This window comes from Paractinoplanes lichenicola, assembly GCF_016785085.1.
GTDB lineage: Bacteria > Actinomycetota > Actinomycetes > Mycobacteriales > Micromonosporaceae > Actinoplanes > Actinoplanes lichenicola.
In genome coordinates, this window is record NZ_JAENHO010000008.1 from 310268 (window position 1) to 328746 (window position 18479).

Here is an 18479-nt window from a genome sequence, read left to right on the forward strand (position 1 = left end):
TGGGTAGGCGTGGCCGGTCATGGAGAACAATCGTTGGCCGGTCATGCGCGGACGTCATGCCCTCGGCCGTCTCGAACGCCGCGACGCCAGCGGCGCGGTGGCGGTGACAGCGGACGCCGAAAGCGCCGTCACTCTCGTCACCGTGCGCGGGACCTGGGGCAGTCCGCTGCGTCGCGACACGTTCACGGCCGTCAAGAAAGTGCTGAGCGAACACCCGATCGCGATGGTCATCGACCTCTGCGAGGTGATCGACACGCGGGCCGCGAGCGTGTCGACCTGGCTGACCGTCTCCCGGGTCGGCGCCGCGATGGAGCCCCCCGTACGAGTGGCCGCCTGCCTGCCCCGGCGCGCCGCGCTGACCCAGCGGCTCGACCGGCTGGGCTCGCCCTACTTCCTGCCTGTCTTCGAAAACCCGGGGCTGGCCCGCGCGGCGGTAGTGGCCGGCGGACCGATCACCGACCGGCTCCGGCTCGACCTGCCGCCGCACCCCGACAGCCCCGCGCTGGCCCGCAACCTCGTCAGCGAGGCGTGCAGCGCGTGGGGACTGCCCGAAGTGCTCTACCCGGCGCGGCTGGTGATGAGCGAACTGGCGGCCAACGCGGTCGAACACGCGGGCACGCCGTTCCGCGTCGTCGTCGTGCGCCGTGGCAGTGGCCTGCACCTGATCGTCACCGACGGCGAACCGCGTATGCCCCACCTCGTCGACCCGCCCGAAGACCCGCCGGGCAACCTGTGGGACATACGCGGCCAAGGACTGCGGACGGTGCAGGCGGCCTCGGCCGGGTGGGGAGCCCTCCCCACCCGGAACGGCAAAATGGTCTGGGCGACAGTCAAGCCCTAACGGCCGACGCCGGCCTTGGTCTTCTCGGCCTCGGCGGGATGCTTCTCGCTGGGCACCTCGCTCGGCGCGGCGGCCAACGTCTCGGCCTCCACAGCCGCGCGGACCCGCTTGTACGGGTCGCCGTAATCCTTCATGGCCCGACGCGCGAACGCCTGCTGCTCGGTGGCCACCCGCTCGGAACGACCCCGGCCGACGAAGCTGACCGCCCAGTGCAACACCGTGGTGAACCGGTTCTTGAAGCCGACCAGATAGACCACGTGCACCGCGAGCCACATCACCCAGGCGAAGAAGCCCGACAGGCGCAGCTTGCCGACGCTGGCCACCGCGGAGAACCGCGAAATCGTGGCCATGCTGCCCTTGTCGAAATACTTGAACGGGTCGGGCGCGTCCTTGTGGCGCAGCCGCCGCTTGATGACATCGGCCGCGTAACGCCCGCCCTGGATCGCCACCTGCGCGACACCGGGCAGCGGGCGACCGTCCGCACCGGGCAGGTGCATCATGTCGCCCAGCACGAAGATCTCGGGGTGACCCGGCACAGTGAGGTCGGGCTCCACCATGACCCGGCCCGCGCGGTCGGTCTCGGCGCCCGCCGACGCGGCGATCTGCTTGGCCAGCGGAGGCGCCTGCACCCCGGCCGCCCACACCTTCGTCATCGACGGGATGCGCTGATGACCACGCTCCGACTCGACCTCGATGCCGGTCAGGTCGACGTCGACCACCTTGGTGTTCAGCTCCACCTCGACACCCATCAGGTGCAGCTGACGCAAAGCCCGGGTCGACAAATGGTCGCCGAACGTGTTGAGCACCGCGCCGACCGCGTCGACCAGGATGATCCGGGCCTTGCGCGGGTCGATGTGCTTGTATTGCCCGACCAGGTTGCGGTGCGCCAGCTCGGCGATCTGACCGGCCATCTCGACCCCGGTCGGGCCGGCGCCGACCACCACGAAAGTGAGCCAGCGCTCCTGCGCCTCAGGATCGGTCTGCAAGTCGGCGATCTCGAACGCACCGAAGATCTTGGCCCGCAGCTCGAGCGCGTCGTCGATGCTCTTCATGCCGGGCGCAAAATCGTTGAAATGGTCGTTGCCGAAGTACGACTGCGAGGCGCCGGCGGCGACGATCAACGAGTCGTATTCGACCGTGTAGTCGATGCCGGGGCCGGCGACGTCGATGAGCTTGCGGTCGGTGTCGACGTTGCGGGCCCAGCCGAGCTTGACGTCGACGTTGTCCTGGCCCTTGAGCACCTCACGGATGGGGGGTGCGATCTCGCCCTCGGAGAGGACACCCGTCGCTACCTGGTAGAGGAGGGGCTGGAAAAGGTGGTAAGCCGTGCCGTTGATGAGCGTGATGTCGACGTTCGCCTTGCGGAGCGCCCTGATGGCGAAAAGGCCCCCGAAGCCGGCTCCGATGACTGCCACCCGATGCCGCTGCATTACCACTCCCTCGGTGCTCGGTGTCTCGTCTAGTAGAGCACCCTGACCAGGCTAATTATGCCGTGAGTATCGACACTGTGGAGGCCCGGCGCTCTCTTTGCGCGGGCCTCTTGATCTCTTGGTTTGCCCAGCCTGGGTCGGGATTAACCTGGATATCGTCATCATGCCTCAGGTCGTCTGGGTACCGTAAGGGTTTGATGCCTCACACGCTCTTTGGGTTTCCTCATCTTTGGTTGCGCTTGGACGGCCGGGGGATGGGGTGCCCACTGAAGCTAGGAGGAACGTTTTTACGCTTTCAGTGGTCACCCCATCCCCCGACCTTGCATGGGAACCGGTGACGGCCAGGACTTTGGTCACCCGCTGCTGATTGCATGCTTGACCTGCGTAATCCCCTTGCGCCGGGTGGTCTGGCTGCCGCGCTGGGGACGAAGCCAGGCGACTCTCTCACCCGGGCGGGCCTGAGTGGTGGGTCGCGCCACCTAACCGTGCCGCCTTGCGCTCCGACGCTTCGCGCCTGGAGTCATCGCTTCGCTCGTAACGGGCTCGAGCCAGTCGCGTTTCTCCTGCTCACCGTCGCCTCGGCCGGTAGGATTCCGCGATCCCGGCTTCCCTCACGGGCCTGCCGCGACCCACGCCGTCATTCCCGTACGGGTCCACGTCGCCGCCACCCGGTCCAGAGTTCGGCACTAAGAGAAGCCAACGTGCTCGGTGCGCAGGATTTGTTCAGCACTTAGTGGCGGCCGGCGAGCTCGGTGCGTGGGACTAGTTCAGCACTTACTTAGTAACGATCGAGCGGGCTTGGTGCGCGGGGTTGGGTCGGTGTTTCGTGGTGGCCGGCGGGGTCGGTGTGGGGCGTGCTCGCCGATTGGTGCGGGCGGGGCGGCAGACAGTGGCCGGGCGCGGCGGGGAAAGCCGGGCCCGGCCGGGGAGCTGGGGAAAGGGGATAGGGGGTTAGGGGGTCCAGCGGATGGAGGGGTTGATGTGGCCGGTCCAGTCGAAGACGGCCATGTTGTCCCAGCCGTCGCCGGTGCCGTTGATGTTGGCGGGGTCCCAGCCGTTGCCTTTGATGGCGTACCACGTGGGTTCCCAGTAGAAGACGCCGATGGCGCCGGCGTTGCGGGCCGTGTTCTGGACCCATGTGAACTGCTGGGCCTGGCCGGCCCACGTGGCGGGGATGTTGTCGCAGAGGACCGTGCCGGGGATCGAGTTGGGCTCGTTGTCGGCGTCGGCTGTCGTGAACTGGTAGGCCGTTTCGGCGATCACTACCGGCTTGCCGTAGCGGGTGCGGGCGTCCGTGATGACGTTGTAGAGGTTGGCCAAGGTGCCGTGCCACATGCAGTAGTAGGACAGCGCCGTCACGTCCCAGGGGACGCCTTGGGATTTGATGCCGTCGTAGAACCAGCGCATGTTGGCCATGCTGTCGGCGTCGGCCACGTGCACCCAGACCTGGGTGGCGTTGTTGCAGGCCTTCACGGCGTTGTAGCCCTGCTTGAGCAGGCTCGCCAGCGGCGCGAAGTTGTTGTTGACGACCTGGCCGCGGGGCCACAGCATGCCGACGTTGATCTCGTTGCCGACCTGGATGCTGTCCGGTGTGGTGCCCTGGGATTTGAGGGCGGTGCAGACGTCGTACGTGTAGTTGTAGACGTCCGTGCCGAGCTGGCTGAGCGAGTGGGACGACCAGGCGGCCGGGGTGTACTGCTTGCCCGGGTCGGCCCACGTGTCGGAGTAGTGGAAGTCGATCAGCAGCTTGAGGCCCTTGGCTTTGATCGCCCTGGCCTGCTGGAGCACCTTGGCCTTGTTGTTGTAGCCGCTGGCCGGGTTGTTCCAGATGCGCAGGCGGGCGTAGTTGACGCCGGCCGACTTGAGGATGTCGTACGGGTCGGCGGCGGTGCCGGAGGCGTTGTAGTACTTGCCGCCGAGGTCGAGCGTGCGCTGCAGCGACGACACGTCGGCCCCGCGCATGGTCAGCGTGTTGGCGGCTTGGGCGGGAGTGGGGACGAGGGTCGCGAGGACGACCAGGACGGTGGTGAGGGCTAGCCGTTTCTTCATGTCGCTCCTTGTGAAAGGGGCGCTGGGGGATCAGGAAGGAGAGGAGGCGCGCACAACGAGGGTTGTCGGGACGGTGATGGAGAGGGGAGTGCGGCCCGCGATCACGTCGGTGAGCAGGCGGACCATTTCCTCGCTGACCCGGTCGAGGGGATGACGAACCGTGGTCAGCGGGGGCTCGGTGGTGGCGGCCAGGCCGGAGTCGTCGAAGCCGACCACCCGGACGTCGCCGGGCACGTCGCGGCCGGCCTCGCGGAGCACGCGCAGGGCGCCGGCCGCCATCGCGTCGGAGGCGGCGAACACCGCGTCGAGGTCGGGGGTGTGGTCGAGCAGGGTGCGCATGGCGGCCGCGCCGGATTCGCGGCTCCAGTCGCCGTGCACGATCCGGGCCGGGTCGATCGTGAGGCCGTGCGCGATCAGCGCGTCGTGGTAGCCCTGGAGCCGGTCGACGCCGCCCGCCGTGTCCTGCGGGCCGGTGATCGTGGCGATCCGGGTGCGGCCCGCCGCGATCAGGTGTTCGACGGCGGAGCGGCCGCCGTTGCGGTCGTCGGCCATCACCGAGCTGATCACCTGTTCGTAGCCGAGGACCCGGCCGCACGCCACGATCGGCACTTCGGCCTGCACGAGCTGGCTCAGCAGCGGGTCGCCCGAGTGCGGCGAGACCAGCAGCACCCCGTCGACGTGGCCGCCGGAGAGGTAGGCGATCGTGCGGGCGCGTTCCTCGGGCGTCGACGCGATCATCAGGATCAGCGTGAGCTCGCGGTCGGAGAGGGCCTGGGCCACGCCGCGCAGCAGCACGGAGAAGTTCGGGTCCTCGAAGAGCAGGTGCTGCGGCTCGGTGAGCAGGAACGCGATCGACCCGGAGCGGCCGGTGGCGAGGGAGCGGGCGTGGTGGTTGGCGGTGTATCCCGTACGGGAAATGGCCTCCCGGACGCTGCGAACGGCCTCGGGGCTGACCCACTCGCGCCCGTTGAGGACGCGGCTGACGGTGGCGTAGGAGACCCCGGCCTCGCGCGCGACGTCGCGGATGGTGGGCCGCTTGCGCCCTGGTCCGGACGGGGTTGGCACGCTGGGAAGCATAGACGTCACATCTTCACCGCGCCCGCACCCAGGTCAACCCGCCAATACCGCTGCAAACTCAGGAACAGCACGACGAGCGGGATGATCGACAGGAACGCGCCGGTGACGACCGACGTATACATGGCCGGCTGGGTGGCGCCCTGGTTGAGCAGGCCGCTGAGCCCGACCGTGACCGGGAACAGCTTGTCGTCGCCGAGCATGATGAACGGCAGCATGTAGTTGTTCCAGATGGCCACGAAGGTGAACAGGAAGACCGTCACCAGGCCCCCGCGCATCATCGGCAGCGCGACCCGGAAGAACGCCCGCCCGTCGCCCGCGCCGTCCATCCGCGCGGCCTCCAGCACCTCGTCGGGCACGGTGGCCGCGGCGAAAATGCGGCACAGATAGATCCCGTACGGGGAAATGAAGCTCGGCAGCAGCACGGCCCAGTACGTGTTGGTCATGCCGACCTTGGCCAGCAGCAGGTATTGCGGCACGGCCAGGATCACGCCCGGCACGAGCACGCCCGCCAGCACCAGGTTGAACACCACCCGCTTGCCCCGGAACTCGTATTTGGCCAGGGCGAACCCGGCCATCGCGCTGACCAGCGCCGACACCGCCGCGCCGCCGCCCGCGAAGATCGCCGAGTTGACCATCCAGCGCCAGTAGAGGCCGTCGCGATAGCTGCTCAGGAACGCGATGTTGTCGAACAGATGGGTGCTGGGCAGGAACGTGAACGTGTTGAACAGCTCGCTCGCGCTCTTGGTCGAGGCGATCAGCACCCAGAGCACCGGCAGCAGGCAGTACGCGGCCCCGAGCAGCAGGAGGACAGTAGCGGTGGGGCTGACCCGGCGGGGCTTCGGCAACGCGGCGGGTTCCGATCGCAAGGCCGGCGGCGACATGAGGACGGCCATGGTCAGCTCTCCTGACTGAAGGCCCGCGAGCCGACGAGCTTGAGGAACCCGTACGAGATGACGAACGTGGCCGCCGCGATCACCACGGACGTCGCCGCGGCGGAGTAGATGTCGTTGCGGACGAACGCGTCGCGGTAGACCTTCATCAGCGGGGTCCAGGTGGTCGAGATGGTGTTGCTGAGCGGGCGCAGGGTCATCGGCTCGGCGAAGACCTGCAGCGTGGCGATGAGCGAGAACAGGAACGTCATGATCAGCGACGGCCCGATGATCGGGATCTTGATGCGCAGCGCGATCTGGATGTCGGAGGCGCCGTCGATGCGGGCCGCCTCGAACAGGTCGGTCGGGATGGACCGCAGCGCCGTGTAGAGCACGATCATGTTGAACCCGGTGCCGCCCCAGACCGCGATGTTGGCCACCGCGTAGAGCACCCAGCCCGAGCTCAGGGCGTCCGGGGCGGTGATGCCGACGCGGTCGAGCACGTCGACGATCGGGCTGACCCGGGGCAGGTAGAGAAAGCCCCACAGCAGCGAGGCGATCACGGCCGGCACGGCGTACGGGAGGAAGATCGACGTGCGGGTGAAGGTGCCGACCCGGGTCCGTCCGCCGTCGAGCAGCAGGGCCAGGATCAGCGCCAGCCCGAGCATGACCGGCACCACCACCAGCCCGTACGCCCCCACGCGGAGCACACTGGGCACGAACTCGGGGTCGGTCAGCGACCGGGTGTAGTTGCCGAGCCCGGCCCACACCTCGGTGCGGGCGCCCGCGCCGAGGCCGAGACCGCTGACCTTGACCCGGCGCAGGCTCAGATAGCCGGCGTAGAGGACGGGCGCCGCGAGGAACGCCGCGAACAACACCAGCGCCGGGGCCAGGAATGCGTACGGCGCCCCTCGGGTCCTCATCCGGCGACGGTGAATCCGGCGTTCTTCAGGTCACCCACCGTGGCCTGCTGGATCGTGTCGAGCGCGGCGCCGAAGCCGGCCGCCTGCTTGCCCTCCGCGGCCTTGCCGAACGCGTCGTTGTAGGAGCTGTACGCCACGTTGACGTTGGGACCGTACGTGAAGGGCTTGGTGATCTTGCCGGCCTCGGCGGCCAGCGTGTAGAAGTCGGGCTGGTTGCTGAAGAACGCGGGCGGCTGGGTCAGCGCGACGCTGGTGGCGTCGGTGGCAGCCGGATAGACGTTCGCCGTGCCGGCCAGGGCCTTGAGCGCCGCCGGGTCGGTGTTGAGCCACTTCACGAACTCGGCGGCCTGCGCCTTGTGCTTGCTCTGCGAGGTGACGCTGGTGGCCGAGCCGCCCCAGTTGCCGTTGGCCGGGGCCGCGGCGTCCCAGTTGGGCAGCAGCGCGGTCTTCCACTTGCCCTTGGTCGAGGCCGCATTGCCTTCCAGTACGCCCGGGCCCCAGACCGCGCCGAGCCAGCCGACCTGGGTGCCGTCGTTGAGGGCCGCGTTCCATTCGGGTGTGTACATCGGCTTGTTGTTGATGACGCCCTCCTGCACCAGCCCGCCCCAGAAGTCGGCGACCTTCTTGGTGTTGGCGTCGTTGATCGCGACCGTCCACGATTCGCCCTGCACGCCCCACCAGGAGGCGCCGGCCTGCTGGGAGAGGCCCGCGAACCAGCCGGGGTCGTTGGAGGAGAACGTGCCGAGGTACTGCTTCGGGTTGGCCTGGTGGATCTTGCGAGCGGCCGCCGCGTACTCGTCCCAGGTCTTCGGCACTTGCACGCCGGCCTTGTCGAACACGTCGGAGCGGTAGAAGAACATCATCGGGCCGGAGTCCTGCGGAACGCCGTAGAGCGCCTCGCCGCCGAGCGTGACCGCGTTCCAGGCCGACTCGGGGAACTTCGCCTTGAGGTCGCCCGCCTCCTTGGCGATGTCGGCCACCGCGTCGGCCGCCACCAGCGTGGGGATCTTCTGATATTCGGCCTGCATGACGTCGGGGGCGCCGCTGCCGGCCTTGATCGCGGTGAGCAGCTTGGCCACGGCCGGGTCGCCGCCGTCCTGCTTGTTCACGGTCACCTGGATGTTGGGGTGTGCGGCGTTCCAGCCCTCGACGACCTTGTCCATGTTCGGCGCCCAGCTCCAATAGGTGAGCGCGACCTTCTCGTTGGGATCGGCGGCCGGGGCGTCGTCGGAGTCGTCGCCGGAGCTGCACGCGGTGGCCGTCAAGAGCAGCGCCGCGGCGAACACCGAGGCGAGTGTCTTCTTCATCGTTGCTCCTCGATCGATGGGGCCGCGGAGGCGCGCGGCTCAGTCGCTGCCGGGGAGAGACGTGCGTCACCGAACAGGACCTGTGACCGGTTACAGTGATGCTCGCCTTCACGATTGTCAAGACCTTGCGTCCGGCCCGTTACATCGCGGTATCGTGCGGGCTCGGCAGGCTGTGACCGGTTACAGGTTCTGGGGGCACCATGTTGTTCGTCGCGCACCACCCTTGGTCCGAGCCCCCGATACTCCCGCGGCTCGGCAACGACGAGGACGTGCGCCCGGGCGTCGCGCTGACCAGCCGGTGTCTTTCGCTGGAAGGCCGGCCGGTGGTGCCGGTCTCGGGCGAGCTGCACTACAGCCGGGTGCCCCGGCACCGGTGGGCCGAGCGACTTCGGCAGATGCGCGCGGGCGGGGTCACGGTCGTCGCCAGCTACGTGTTCTGGCTGCATCACGTCGAGCGCCGCGGCGAGCCCCGCTTCGACGGCAACCTCGACGTCGCCGCGTTCCTGCGCGAGGTGCGCGACGCCGGCCTGCGGATGGTGCTGCGGATCGGGCCGTGGTGCCACGGCGAGAGCCGCAACGGGGGCTTCCCCGACTGGGTGCAGCGGTCGCCGGTCGCGCACCGCACCGACGACCCGGCCTATCTGGAGCTGGTCGAGGAGTGGTTCGGTCAGCTCGCGGCCCAGGTGAATGGGGCCGACCTGCTCGGGATCCAGCTCGAGAACGAGCTCTACGACCAGCCCGGTCACCTCGTCACGCTCAAGCGGCTGGCCCGCGCGGCCGGAATGAGCGCGCCGTTGTGGACGGCCACCGCGTGGGGCGGCGCCGACCTGCCCGACGACGAGGTGCTGCCGCTCTACGGCGGGTACGGCGACGGCTTCTGGGTCGACGCGGACGCGCCCTGGGACCCGACGTTCCGCGACCACTACTTCTTCTCGCACGTCTGGGACGACCCGGGCATCGGCGCCGACCTGCGCCGCATGCACGAGGCGAAACTGAGCACCCCCCAACCCCGTACGCCGTCGCCGCTCTTTCCCCCGGCGACGTGTGAGCTGGGCGGGGGAATGGCGACCGCCTATCACCGCCGCCCCCGGCCGAGCGCGCTCGACGTGGCCGCGATCGCCCATTGCAAAATCGGCAACGGCTCGGCCTGGCAGGGCTATTACATGTATGCCGGAGGCACCAATCCGCCCGGCGCCCAGGAATCGCACGCCACCGGTTACCCCAACGACCTGCCGCCGCTTGGTTACGACTTCCACGCGCCGATCGGCGAATCCGGCCTGCTCGCGGCCAGCCATGCCGAGCTGCGGCGGCAGCACGCTTTCCTGGCCGCGTTCGGGGATCGGCTGGCCGAGATGCCGTCAACCCTTCCCCCCGTACGGCCGGAGGGCGTCGACGATTCCACGACAATGCGCTACGCGCTGCGCAGTGACGGGGAGAGCGGTTTTCTCTTCCTCAATTGGCATCAGCCGCACTTCCCGTTGACCACCTATGCCGGGGCGCAGTTCCGGGTGGAGCTCGGGACGCACGAGCTGACCCTGCCCGCCTCCCCGGTGGACATTCCGGCCGGCACCCTGGCCTGCTGGCCGCTGCGGCTGCCGCTCGGCGGGGCGGTGCTGGACTGGGCCACCGCGTCGGCGCTGACCGTGCTGCCCGGCCCGGTTCCGACGCTGGTGCTGATCGCCGCCGAGGGAGTCGACGTGACGTACTCGGTCGCCGGCGTCGTCTCCGCGGCCGAGCCCGGCCTTTCCCCGGTTCGGGCCGGCAATTTCGATTTGCTTGTGCTTCCGCCTTCGTCGCCGGTCTGGGTCGACGAGGACGGGCCCCGGCGGCGGCTTCTGCTTTCCGAGGACGAATTGCAATGGGGACCGGACGGCCGGGTCGACGTGCTGGCGACCGAACCGCCCTCGGTGCGTGTTTACGACCAGGTGGCCGGTTCCTTCGCCGACCTGCCGCTCGACGGCGACGTTTTCGGATTCACGACGACGGTCAACCTCGAGCCCGTACGACCGGCGGCCGCGACCGTTCCCGTGGCGTACGGAAAATACGACGGCCGGCAGTCCGCACCCGCCGCGGAAACGTTCGACGAACTGGCTGCGGTCTACCTGCTCGACGTTCCGCCGGCTCCCGGAGACGTCTTCCTGCGCATCGGCTGGGCGGGCGACGTCGGGCAGCTGCGGGTCGACGGGCGGCCGGTGACCGACCGCTTCTGGGACGGCTCGGACTGGACGGTGAACCTGCGCGACGTGGGTTGGCGGCCGGGCGCGAAGCTGACTTTGCACCTGCTGCCGCTGGCCGCCGGCTCGACCGTCTCGCTGCCGGCCGACGCCCGCGAACGGCTGCTCGCCGCGGACGGGCAGCAGCTACTGGCGCTCGACGGAGTGCGGGTGCTGGGCCGGGCGACGTGGCGCGAGGTCAGCTGACTCGCCCGGGCTGTCGCGCCGCAGCACCTGCAACAGTTCCTCGTACGGGCCGATCAGGAAGGCCCGGTCACCGGCGCGGAACCGGGTGTCGCGGCGCGGCGGATGCTCGAGGGTGCCGTCGCCCGCGGCCCGGCTGATCGCGACCACCCGCGTACGGGCGGAAAGGTCCTGCATGGCCAGGCCGTCCAGCCCGCCCCCACGGGCGACCGTGAGCCGGCCGACCAGCATGAGCTGCGAGCTGACATAGAACGTGGCGATCACGTCGAGACCGAGTGCGGCCCCCACGAACCAGGGCGCGGCCAGGGCGGCCGTCGAACGGGCCAGGCCCAGGCCGAAATTCCGCTCGACCGTGGCGGCCAGGCTGCGGTCGAACAAGCGCAGCACGACCGGCACGTCCGCGTCGTCGCCCAGCTGATCGCGGATGGCCAGCCCGGTCTCCAAGTTGACCAAGTCGTCGCTGGTCAGCACGGCGACCGCGCGGGCCTCGGCCACCTGCACGCGGTCGAGGGTGCGGGGCAGGGTGGCGTCGGCGAAGATCACCGGGATGCCGCGGTCCCGCAGCTGATCGGCGTACCGGTTGTGCTCGTCGTGCTCGATCACGACCACGTCGAAGCCCGCGTCGGCCAGGCGTTCCACCACCCGTACGCCCACCGAGCCGAGCCCGGCCACCACGACGTGCCCGGTCAGCTGGGTCAGCCGGCGCCGGCCCAGCGCCTCCTGCAGCCGGATCGTGACCAGCGTGTTCGTCAGCAGGGCGTAGAACGACGTGGCCAGCAGGACACCCAGGATCATCAGGCCGATCGCGAAGCCCCGCAGCCACGACGGCTGCTCGCGGAAATAGAAGTCGCCGAACCCCACGGTCGCGATCGTCTCCACGGCGAAATACGCGGCGTCGAGGATCGTCATGCGGGTGCCGTCGGGCTCCCGATAGCCGATCCGCAACACCACTACGGCCGAGCTGAGCAGCAGAAACAGGGCCAGCAAGGTGTACGCGAGCCGGCGGTCGACGGCGGCCAGCACGGTCTGCACGAGATGCAGCTTGCGGCTCGGCCTCCGCTCGACGGCCGGCGTGGTGTCGCTGCTCAGACCGGCCGCCGCCAGCTCGGCCGGGGTGCCCAGCAGGGTCACCACATCGCCCGGGCTCACCACGTGGTCGCGGCCCGGGCACACGACGATGTCGCCGGGCCCGGTTGCGGCCCCGGCCCCGGCCCCGGTTGCGGCTCCGGTTGCGGCCCCGGTTGCGGTCCCGGTCGCGGCCCCGGTCGCGGCTCTGGTTGCGGCCCCGGTCACGGCCAGCGGGGCCAAGGCGCCGTACCGGGACCGCAGCGGCCCGTGCCCGTCGGCAGTCGTCTGCACGGCGACGAAGCGGGTGCCGTCCAGGTCGAGCTCGTGCGTGCCGGTGCGCAGACAAGCCTCGACGAGCGACGGCGCGGACAACCCGGCCACGTCGAGCACCGACACCGACAACGCCGACAGGGCCCGGCCCACCGCGGAGTTCCGTAGCTGCACCACGACCCGCAGGTCCGGCCGGTTCTCCCGGGCCAGCAGGGCGGCCTCGATGGTGTGCAGATCATCGGCCAGCACACAGATGACGGCGGCGGCACCTGGCAGCCCGGCCTCGCCCAGCGTCTCGATCAAGCGGGGACTGCCCACCACGACGGGGACGCCCCAGCCGCGCACCACCCGGACCAGCCTGGGGTCGGCGTCGTCCTCGACCACCACTACGGCTACGCCCGCCAGGTGCAGTTGCTCCACGGTGCGCAGGCCTACGTCGTCGAGGCCGCAGACGATGATGTGCCCCCGCCAGCCCGCGCAACCGCCGTCCATCCGTGCAGGCTAACCGCGCTACGGGTGGCTTGTTGTCGCTTCATCCGGCCTGTTGCCTTCATCCGGCCCGTTGCCGCTGCGGCCCTTTGTTGCTCGGTCGGCCCGTTGCCGCTGCTGCCCTTTGTTGCTCGGTCGGCCGTTGCTGCTTCAGGCGAGCCGTTGTCGCCGCGTCGGCCTGTCGTCGCCGCGGCCGGTCAGGTCGTCGATCGCGCCGGTCGGGTCTTCGGCCGCGCGCCTGATCGTTCAGCCGAGCGTCGGCGGGAGCCCTCGCCGGCGCCCGGCCCCTGAAATGTCCCACCACGCATACACGACGGTCAATAAGCTGCCTGTGCAGGTTTGTTGCAGCGCCGCGTCATCCACAATCCCGGGTTATCCACAGCCCGGCCGCCGCCCGCCCGCAATGATCCGCCCGCTTCACTAAAATGGCCGAGGGCGGGGGTCCCCCGGGTAGGGCGGGTCTCTGTGGAGGTCAAGTTGTGGCAGGCGGTGACTACCGTCGAGTTCATGGCTGTCCGGGTTCCGCCTCGCTGGGTGGTGCGCACGGCGTGGGCGATTCATCGCGGGATCTACAGGGTGTCCGGTGGGCGTGTGGGGCTGTCGAAGCCCAAGCCCGCGAAGTACGGAACGCTGCGGTTGACGACGACGGGCCGGCGCAGCGGCCAACCCCGGTCGGTGCTGCTCGCCTACTACGAGGACGGGCCCGACCTGGTGCTCATGTCGATGAACGGCTGGGGTGAGGGTCACCCGGCCTGGTGGCTCAACCTGCGGGCCCAGCCCGACGCGATCGCCGAGGTCGACGGCGTCCGCCGGGAGGTGCGCGGACGCCGTACGGACTCAGACGAGCGGGCGAGGCTCTGGGAACGCTGGCACGTCTACGACAAGCGGCTCGACGAGTGGGCCGCGCTACGCGATACCGAAGCCGTGGTGATAGTGCTGGAGCCTCGCCCTGCTTGAGAAACGGGCGCTAGGCTCCGTTGCTGATGTCGATCATGTGCTGGCGCGGGACGACCTTGACCCGCTTGCGGCCGTGCGGGGCGCCGAGACCGATCTCGTGCTCGTCCAGGCGCTTCCAGCCGTCCCAGCTCGTGTAGCCGACGCCCCGCCGGTCGAGGTAGGGGAGCACGTCGTCGCGGGTCGTCTCCGGCAGCTCCGCGACGTCCTCCAGCAGGCTGGCCACGGTCTCGCCGGCGTCCTTCTTCGTGTGCCCGATCAGGCCGACCGGGCCGCGCTTGATCCAGCCGGTCGCGTACAGGCCCGGGACGCGGTTGCCGTCGAGGTCGAGCACGCGGCCCGCCTCGTGCGGGATCGTGCCGGTGGTGGTGTCGAACGGCAGGTCGGCGATCGGGCGGCTCAGGTAGCCGATGGCCCGGTAGACGGCCTGCACGTCCCAGTCGGTGAACTCGCCGGTGCCGCGGACGGTGCCGTCGCCGGTCAGCTCCTGCGTCTCGGTGCGCAGCGCCGTCACGCCGGTCTCGGGGGTGCCGACGATCTCGGCCGGGGCCTGCAGGAAGTGCAGGTGCAGGCGGCGCGGCCGGTCCCGCGGGTCGCGGGCGCACCAGTTCTGCAGCACGTCGACGCACATCTTGAGCGAGCGCTTGGCCCGGATCGCGGCCAGGCTGCCCTCGTCGAACTCCATGCCCTCGGGGTGCACGATCACCTCGACGTTGGGCGACTCGTCGAGCTCGCGCAGCTCCATGGGGGTGAACTTGACCTGGCCCGGCCCGCGGCGCGAGAACAGGTGGACGTCGGTGACCGGGCTGGCCAGCAGCCCCTGATACACGTTGTCCGGGATCTCGGTCTCGAGCAGCTCGTCGGCCGTCTTGGCCAGCACCCGCGCCACGTCGACGGCGACGTTGCCCGCCCCGATCACGGCCACCTTCGTCGCGGTCAAAGGCCACTCCCGCGGTACGTCGGGGTGGCCGTCGTACCAGGAGACGAAGTCGGCGCCGCCGAAGCTGCCCGGCAGGTCGATCCCCGGGATGTTCAGCTCACGGTCCTTCTCGGCGCCGGTCGCGATGATCGTGGCGTCGTAGAACTGCTCGAGCTCCTCCGGCTTGACGTCCACGCCGTAGTCGACGTTGCCGATGAACCGGATCCGCGGGCTCTCGAGCACGTTGTGCAGCGCCACGATGATTTCCTTGATCCGCGGGTGGTCCGGCGCCACGCCGTAACGAATCAGCCCGTACGGGGTGGGCAGCCGGTCGAGGATGTCGACCGTGGCGTTCGGGGCAGCCTTGGTGAGGATGTCGGCCGCGTAGATGCCGGCCGGGCCGGCGCCGACAACGGCGACCCTGAGAGGGCGATCCATGTATGCGTTTTCCTTAGCTCTTCGTCACCAGCGGTCAGGACCTCGTTGCCCCGAGAGTTAGGTAAGCCTAATCTAGAACCTCAACTTAACTTCAAGTCAACGCAAGATCCAATGACACGCGTCACGTTTTGTAGCCACCGCCACGTATTGTTCTGATCGTGACGGCCGCCGCCCCCGATCCGCGTACCGCCCGAGCAGTGCTGATCGGAGTCGACGAGTACCAGGGGGGTCCAGCCTGGTCCCTGGCCGGTCCGGTCGATGACGCCGTACGGTTCGCGGAGTTCTTCGTCACACACGGTGTCCCACCCGAGCAGGTCACGGTGCTGGCCGCCCCGATGCCCGCGCCCGCTGTGCTCCCTGCCGGTGTCGACTGCCGCCGCGCTACCAGCTCGACCGTGCGCGGGATGTTCATTCGCGACCTGGCTACGAGCTCGGAGAGCACCCTGTACGTCTTGTGGGGCGGCCACGGCTACGTCGACCTCGACCGCCACCGGCGTCTGCTCTTCCCGGACGCCACCGACGACGACCCCGTCGACCTCGACCTCGACTCGCTGCTGCGCCGCTTCGGCACCGACCAGGTGCGGGCCCTGAACCGACAGGTGTGGCTGGTCGACGCGTGCCAGGTGCACGGCCCCGGCACCCCGGCCCGGATCGGTGGCCACGAGACCTTCGCCGCCGGCGACCCCGTCCCCGGCCGCGCCCAGGACGTCTACCTCGCGGCCGGCTTCGGCCAGCCCGCCGTCAACCTGAGCCGGCGCCGCACCGGCCTGTTCAGCCGCGAGGTGCTGACTTTGCTCAACGAGCACGGCCTGCCCCTGCTGACCGACCCGCCGACCCTCACCGACGCCCTGCAGTCCCGTTTTGCGGCCATGCGCGCCACGGGTTCACTCAGTCAGACGCCGACCTACCTGTGGTACCGCCACGCCATCGGCAACGAGGGCCAGCTGCTGCGACGCCCGGAGTCCGTGCCGGCCCCGCCGCCGCCCAGAGATGTGCCACCCTCGCTGCTGAAGCCCGTGGTGGACGCTCTGACCGAGATCGAGGTGTTCCGCCGCCCGAACGACCGCGAGGAGATCTTGTCGCTCCTGCGAGGCTCGGTCTACGGCCAAATCCGCCGCAACCCGGCCGCCCGCCTGGACGCGATCCAGATCCTGCGCACGTGCCTGAACCATCCGGGCGCGCTGTCCGAACTGGTCGAGGCGGTGCGCTTCTTCGCCCCGAACGACGAGGCAGTAGCCCATTTCGAGGCGGTCGCTGCATCCCTCAAGCAATAGACGAAATGCTATGTGATTCCGGGTTGCTCCGTGTAACGCTTCCGTTGCGCTGAGGGGTAGGCGATGATGGCTATCGACATCTCTGTCCTGGAGGCAACCGCGGATGGATGTAAATTCGGCCGGAATCGAGTCCGAGCTGATCGATCTCTCGACGGAGAACGTGGCGACCCTGCGCTCCGCCGAGCTCTCCGGAATCACGGCCGCCATCGCGCGGGTGAAGGAGAGGCTCGCCGACTCGGAAAGCAGCATCAACGGCTACAACCCATCGTTCACGCGTAGGCCGGGCGAGGCGCGCCCGGAAGCGGAAGAACGCCGCGCTTGACCGAGGCCGACGGGGGACCCAAACACAAGATCGAATCGGAGCGTTTCCGGATCCTGGCCGGTGGAGGCGGGGACGACAGGGCCGTCGCACCCTTCTGGGTGACGGAGCGCAGTTGGCGGTTGACCGCCTTGAAGACGTTGTTGGAGTCGTTCGACGCTGTTCCCAACGTCGCTGGTCCGCTTGCTTCTGTCGAAACGGCCTGGGCGCTGCTGGGACGGGCCTATCGGGATGATCCGGCCTCCTGCGAGGACGTGCTGGCCCAGCCGCAGGTCGGGCTGTGGGCCGCGCACACCCTCCGCCGCAGCAGCGGAACCGAGCCGTCCGAAGCGCCCTGGATCGAGGTCGGCTATCTGCACGGCATCGCAGCGGCGTGTGCATTCCGGTCGGGCTTGCCGTTCGAGCTGACCGTTCCCGTGCGGTACGGCGTTGCCGTTCTGCCGACCGTCGGCGCCGCCGACTTCCCGGTTGAGACCCAGCTGGCCCGGGTGGCCTTCGACGGCCACACTCTCATCCTGGACGACGGGTCGGTGACGGTGCGGGCTGCGGATGACGATGCGCGATGGCACGCGCCGGTGCGAATAGAGGCCGACGCTGAGGGCAGGACTCTTCGCCTGACCCTTTTGGATCGGGACGTCTACCGTGATCTGCGGGAGCCTGCCCCGCCTGCGCCGCTCGGCGGGCCGGAGGTCGATCGCTGGCGTGGTTTGTTCGACGAGGCATGGCGGATGCTGGTCCGCGAGCAACCCGAGCGAGCGGCGGGGATAGCGTCGAGCCTTCGCACGCTGACACCAGAGCCACGTCAAAGCCCTTACCGTCCACGGTCCGCCTCCGGGGCCGAGGCGTACGGCGGAATCCTCCTGTCCGAGCCGGACGATGCCACGCAACTCGCGGTGACGCTGGTTCATGAGGGCCAGCACCAGAAGCTCGGTGCTCTGCTGCATATGTTCACCATGCTCGAGGTCGATCCGTCGGTTCGCTATTACGCGCCCTGGCGCGACGATCCTCGTCCGCTGGAGGGACTGCTGCAGGGCGTGTACGCCTTCGCCGGAATTACTGACTTCTGGCGGGTCCATCGGCGCCACGCTGCCGCCGGCGAGGGACTGCTGGCAGAGTTCGAGTTCGCGTTGTGGCGGCGGCAGTCGTTCGGCGCGGCTCAGGTGCTGTCGAGCAGCGGCCGGTTGACCGAGCACGGCCGGCAGTTCGTCGCCCTGCTCCACGATCGGCTGGCTTCCTGGCAGGACGACCCGGTGTCGCCGCACATCGGGGTGCTGGCTGAAGACATGGCGCTCGACCACCATGCTCTCTGGCGCACATACTGCATGCCGGTGGACAGAGCGCTCGGTGCAAACCTCGCAACAACTTTCCGGAGCGGCGACGCGATTGCGGCTACCGTGCTGTCGGACGACGACCAAGCAGTCGTAGCGCTGCCTGAGGTGGGCTTGCTCGACGGCCGGGCGGTGCTGGTCCGGCATTCGCTCGCCGGGGCGAAAGACCTTGCCGCAGCACGGGTTGCCGGCAGCACTCCGTCCGACATCGAACTGGTCTCCGGCCGGGTCGAGTCGGCTCGCGAGTGCTACCTGCGCGACCTGGAGCGGGACGTGGGCGACGCGCACGCCTGGATCGGCCTGGGGCTGACCTTGGACAGAAGGACCGACCCGGGGGCGTGGGCTCTGCTGGGGCGGCCTGAGCTGGTGATGGCGATGACTGATGCGCGGACCGATCCGCTGGCAGCTGCGCGTTGGCTCGGCCGTCAGCTGGGCGGGGAAGGGCTGGGGAAGCCGCGACCGGCAGGTTGGCGAGTGGCCCGACCCACCGGTCTCGTCAGCTGATCT

General features: G+C 69.3%; 14 protein-coding genes. 6 read left to right on the forward strand and 8 right to left on the reverse strand.

The features are described 5' to 3' along the window. The first annotated feature begins 19 nt into the window (after positions 1-19). On the forward strand, positions 20-841 hold the full coding sequence (locus JKJ07_RS28455; protein WP_202994877.1) for an ATP-binding protein: 822 nt from the start codon (positions 20-22) through the stop codon (positions 839-841). Here JKJ07_RS28455 and JKJ07_RS28460 read toward each other — a convergent pair. The 6 genes from JKJ07_RS28460 to JKJ07_RS28485 form a co-directional block, all read right to left on the reverse strand. After that, positions 838-2271 carry an NAD(P)/FAD-dependent oxidoreductase gene (locus JKJ07_RS28460; protein ID WP_202994878.1) on the reverse strand — a complete coding sequence of 478 codons (1434 nt, stop codon included), beginning with the start codon at positions 2269-2271 and terminating at the stop codon, positions 838-840. The genes JKJ07_RS28455 and JKJ07_RS28460 overlap by 4 nt on opposite strands. A 951-nt stretch (positions 2272-3222) precedes the next feature. After that, the gene (locus JKJ07_RS28465) at positions 3223-4320 is read right to left on the reverse strand and encodes a glycoside hydrolase family 53 protein (RefSeq protein WP_202994879.1); all 1098 of its coding nucleotides are present in this window, start codon (positions 4318-4320) and stop codon (positions 3223-3225) included. 30 nt (positions 4321-4350) lie between these two features. Beyond that, a complete protein-coding gene (locus JKJ07_RS28470) occupies positions 4351-5397 on the reverse strand; it encodes a LacI family DNA-binding transcriptional regulator (protein ID WP_202994880.1) in 1047 nt (348 codons plus the stop codon). Positions 5398-5402: 5 nt separating this feature from the next. Beyond that, on the reverse strand, positions 5403-6290 hold the full coding sequence (locus JKJ07_RS28475; RefSeq protein ID WP_236030040.1) for a carbohydrate ABC transporter permease: 888 nt from the start codon (positions 6288-6290) through the stop codon (positions 5403-5405). Between the two features lie 2 nt (positions 6291-6292). After that, complete coding sequence (locus JKJ07_RS28480; protein ID WP_202994881.1) at positions 6293-7189, reverse strand: carbohydrate ABC transporter permease; 897 nt, start codon at positions 7187-7189, stop codon at positions 6293-6295. Beyond that, the gene (locus JKJ07_RS28485; protein WP_202994882.1) at positions 7186-8496 is read right to left on the reverse strand and encodes an ABC transporter substrate-binding protein; all 1311 of its coding nucleotides are present in this window, start codon (positions 8494-8496) and stop codon (positions 7186-7188) included. The genes JKJ07_RS28480 and JKJ07_RS28485 overlap by 4 nt, the downstream gene beginning before the upstream one ends. 200 nt (positions 8497-8696) lie before the next feature. Here JKJ07_RS28485 and JKJ07_RS28490 point away from each other — a divergent pair, with 200 nt between their 5' ends. Further along, positions 8697-10916, forward strand: coding sequence for a beta-galactosidase (locus JKJ07_RS28490; RefSeq protein WP_202994883.1), 2220 nt, complete (start codon positions 8697-8699; stop codon positions 10914-10916). On the opposite strand, the gene JKJ07_RS28495 is transcribed toward JKJ07_RS28490, so the two are convergent. Next, positions 10857-12743 (reverse strand): NAD-binding protein, encoded by a 1887-nt coding sequence (locus JKJ07_RS28495; protein ID WP_202994884.1) that lies wholly within the window; start codon positions 12741-12743, stop codon positions 10857-10859. The genes JKJ07_RS28490 and JKJ07_RS28495 overlap by 60 nt on opposite strands. A 504-nt stretch (positions 12744-13247) precedes the next feature. Here JKJ07_RS28495 and JKJ07_RS28500 point away from each other — a divergent pair. After that, positions 13248-13697 carry a nitroreductase/quinone reductase family protein gene (locus JKJ07_RS28500; RefSeq protein ID WP_202994885.1) on the forward strand — a complete coding sequence of 150 codons (450 nt, stop codon included), beginning with the start codon at positions 13248-13250 and terminating at the stop codon, positions 13695-13697. A gap of 10 nt (positions 13698-13707) precedes the next feature. On the opposite strand, the gene JKJ07_RS28505 is transcribed toward JKJ07_RS28500, so the two are convergent. Then, complete coding sequence (locus JKJ07_RS28505; protein WP_202994886.1) at positions 13708-15051, reverse strand: FAD-dependent oxidoreductase; 1344 nt, start codon at positions 15049-15051, stop codon at positions 13708-13710. Positions 15052-15209: 158 nt separating this feature from the next. Between JKJ07_RS28505 and JKJ07_RS51880 the strand changes: the two genes are divergently transcribed. From JKJ07_RS51880 to JKJ07_RS28520, 3 genes are all read left to right on the forward strand, one after another. Continuing rightward, on the forward strand, positions 15210-16325 hold the full coding sequence (locus JKJ07_RS51880) for an effector-associated domain 2-containing protein (RefSeq protein WP_202994887.1): 1116 nt from the start codon (positions 15210-15212) through the stop codon (positions 16323-16325). Between the two features lie 103 nt (positions 16326-16428). Beyond that, positions 16429-16647, forward strand: coding sequence for a hypothetical protein (locus JKJ07_RS28515; protein WP_202994888.1), 219 nt, complete (start codon positions 16429-16431; stop codon positions 16645-16647). Further along, positions 16644-18476, forward strand: a complete 1833-nt coding sequence (locus JKJ07_RS28520; protein WP_202994889.1) for an HEXXH motif domain-containing protein — start codon at positions 16644-16646, stop codon at positions 18474-18476. The genes JKJ07_RS28515 and JKJ07_RS28520 overlap by 4 nt, the downstream gene beginning before the upstream one ends. The last annotated feature ends 3 nt before the right edge of the window (positions 18477-18479 follow it).

Coding starts and splice junctions, on each gene's coding strand:
- JKJ07_RS28505 (WP_202994886.1), bottom strand. CDS start 15,051: ATGGATCGCCCTCTCAGGGTCGCCGTTGTCGGCGCCGGCCCGGCCGGC.
- JKJ07_RS28495 (WP_202994884.1), bottom strand. CDS start 12,743: ATGGACGGCGGTTGCGCGGGCTGGCGGGGGCACATCATCGTCTGCGGC.
- JKJ07_RS28470 (WP_202994880.1), bottom strand. CDS start 5,397: ATGCTTCCCAGCGTGCCAACCCCGTCCGGACCAGGGCGCAAGCGGCCC.
- JKJ07_RS28455 (WP_202994877.1), top strand. CDS start 20: ATGGAGAACAATCGTTGGCCGGTCATGCGCGGACGTCATGCCCTCGGC.
- JKJ07_RS28490 (WP_202994883.1), top strand. CDS start 8,697: ATGTTGTTCGTCGCGCACCACCCTTGGTCCGAGCCCCCGATACTCCCG.
- JKJ07_RS28515 (WP_202994888.1), top strand. CDS start 16,429: ATGGATGTAAATTCGGCCGGAATCGAGTCCGAGCTGATCGATCTCTCG.
- JKJ07_RS28480 (WP_202994881.1), bottom strand. CDS start 7,189: ATGAGGACCCGAGGGGCGCCGTACGCATTCCTGGCCCCGGCGCTGGTG.
- JKJ07_RS28485 (WP_202994882.1), bottom strand. CDS start 8,496: ATGAAGAAGACACTCGCCTCGGTGTTCGCCGCGGCGCTGCTCTTGACG.
- JKJ07_RS28475 (WP_236030040.1), bottom strand. CDS start 6,290: ATGGCCGTCCTCATGTCGCCGCCGGCCTTGCGATCGGAACCCGCCGCG.
- JKJ07_RS28465 (WP_202994879.1), bottom strand. CDS start 4,320: ATGAAGAAACGGCTAGCCCTCACCACCGTCCTGGTCGTCCTCGCGACC.
- JKJ07_RS28500 (WP_202994885.1), top strand. CDS start 13,248: ATGGCTGTCCGGGTTCCGCCTCGCTGGGTGGTGCGCACGGCGTGGGCG.
- JKJ07_RS28460 (WP_202994878.1), bottom strand. CDS start 2,271: ATGCAGCGGCATCGGGTGGCAGTCATCGGAGCCGGCTTCGGGGGCCTT.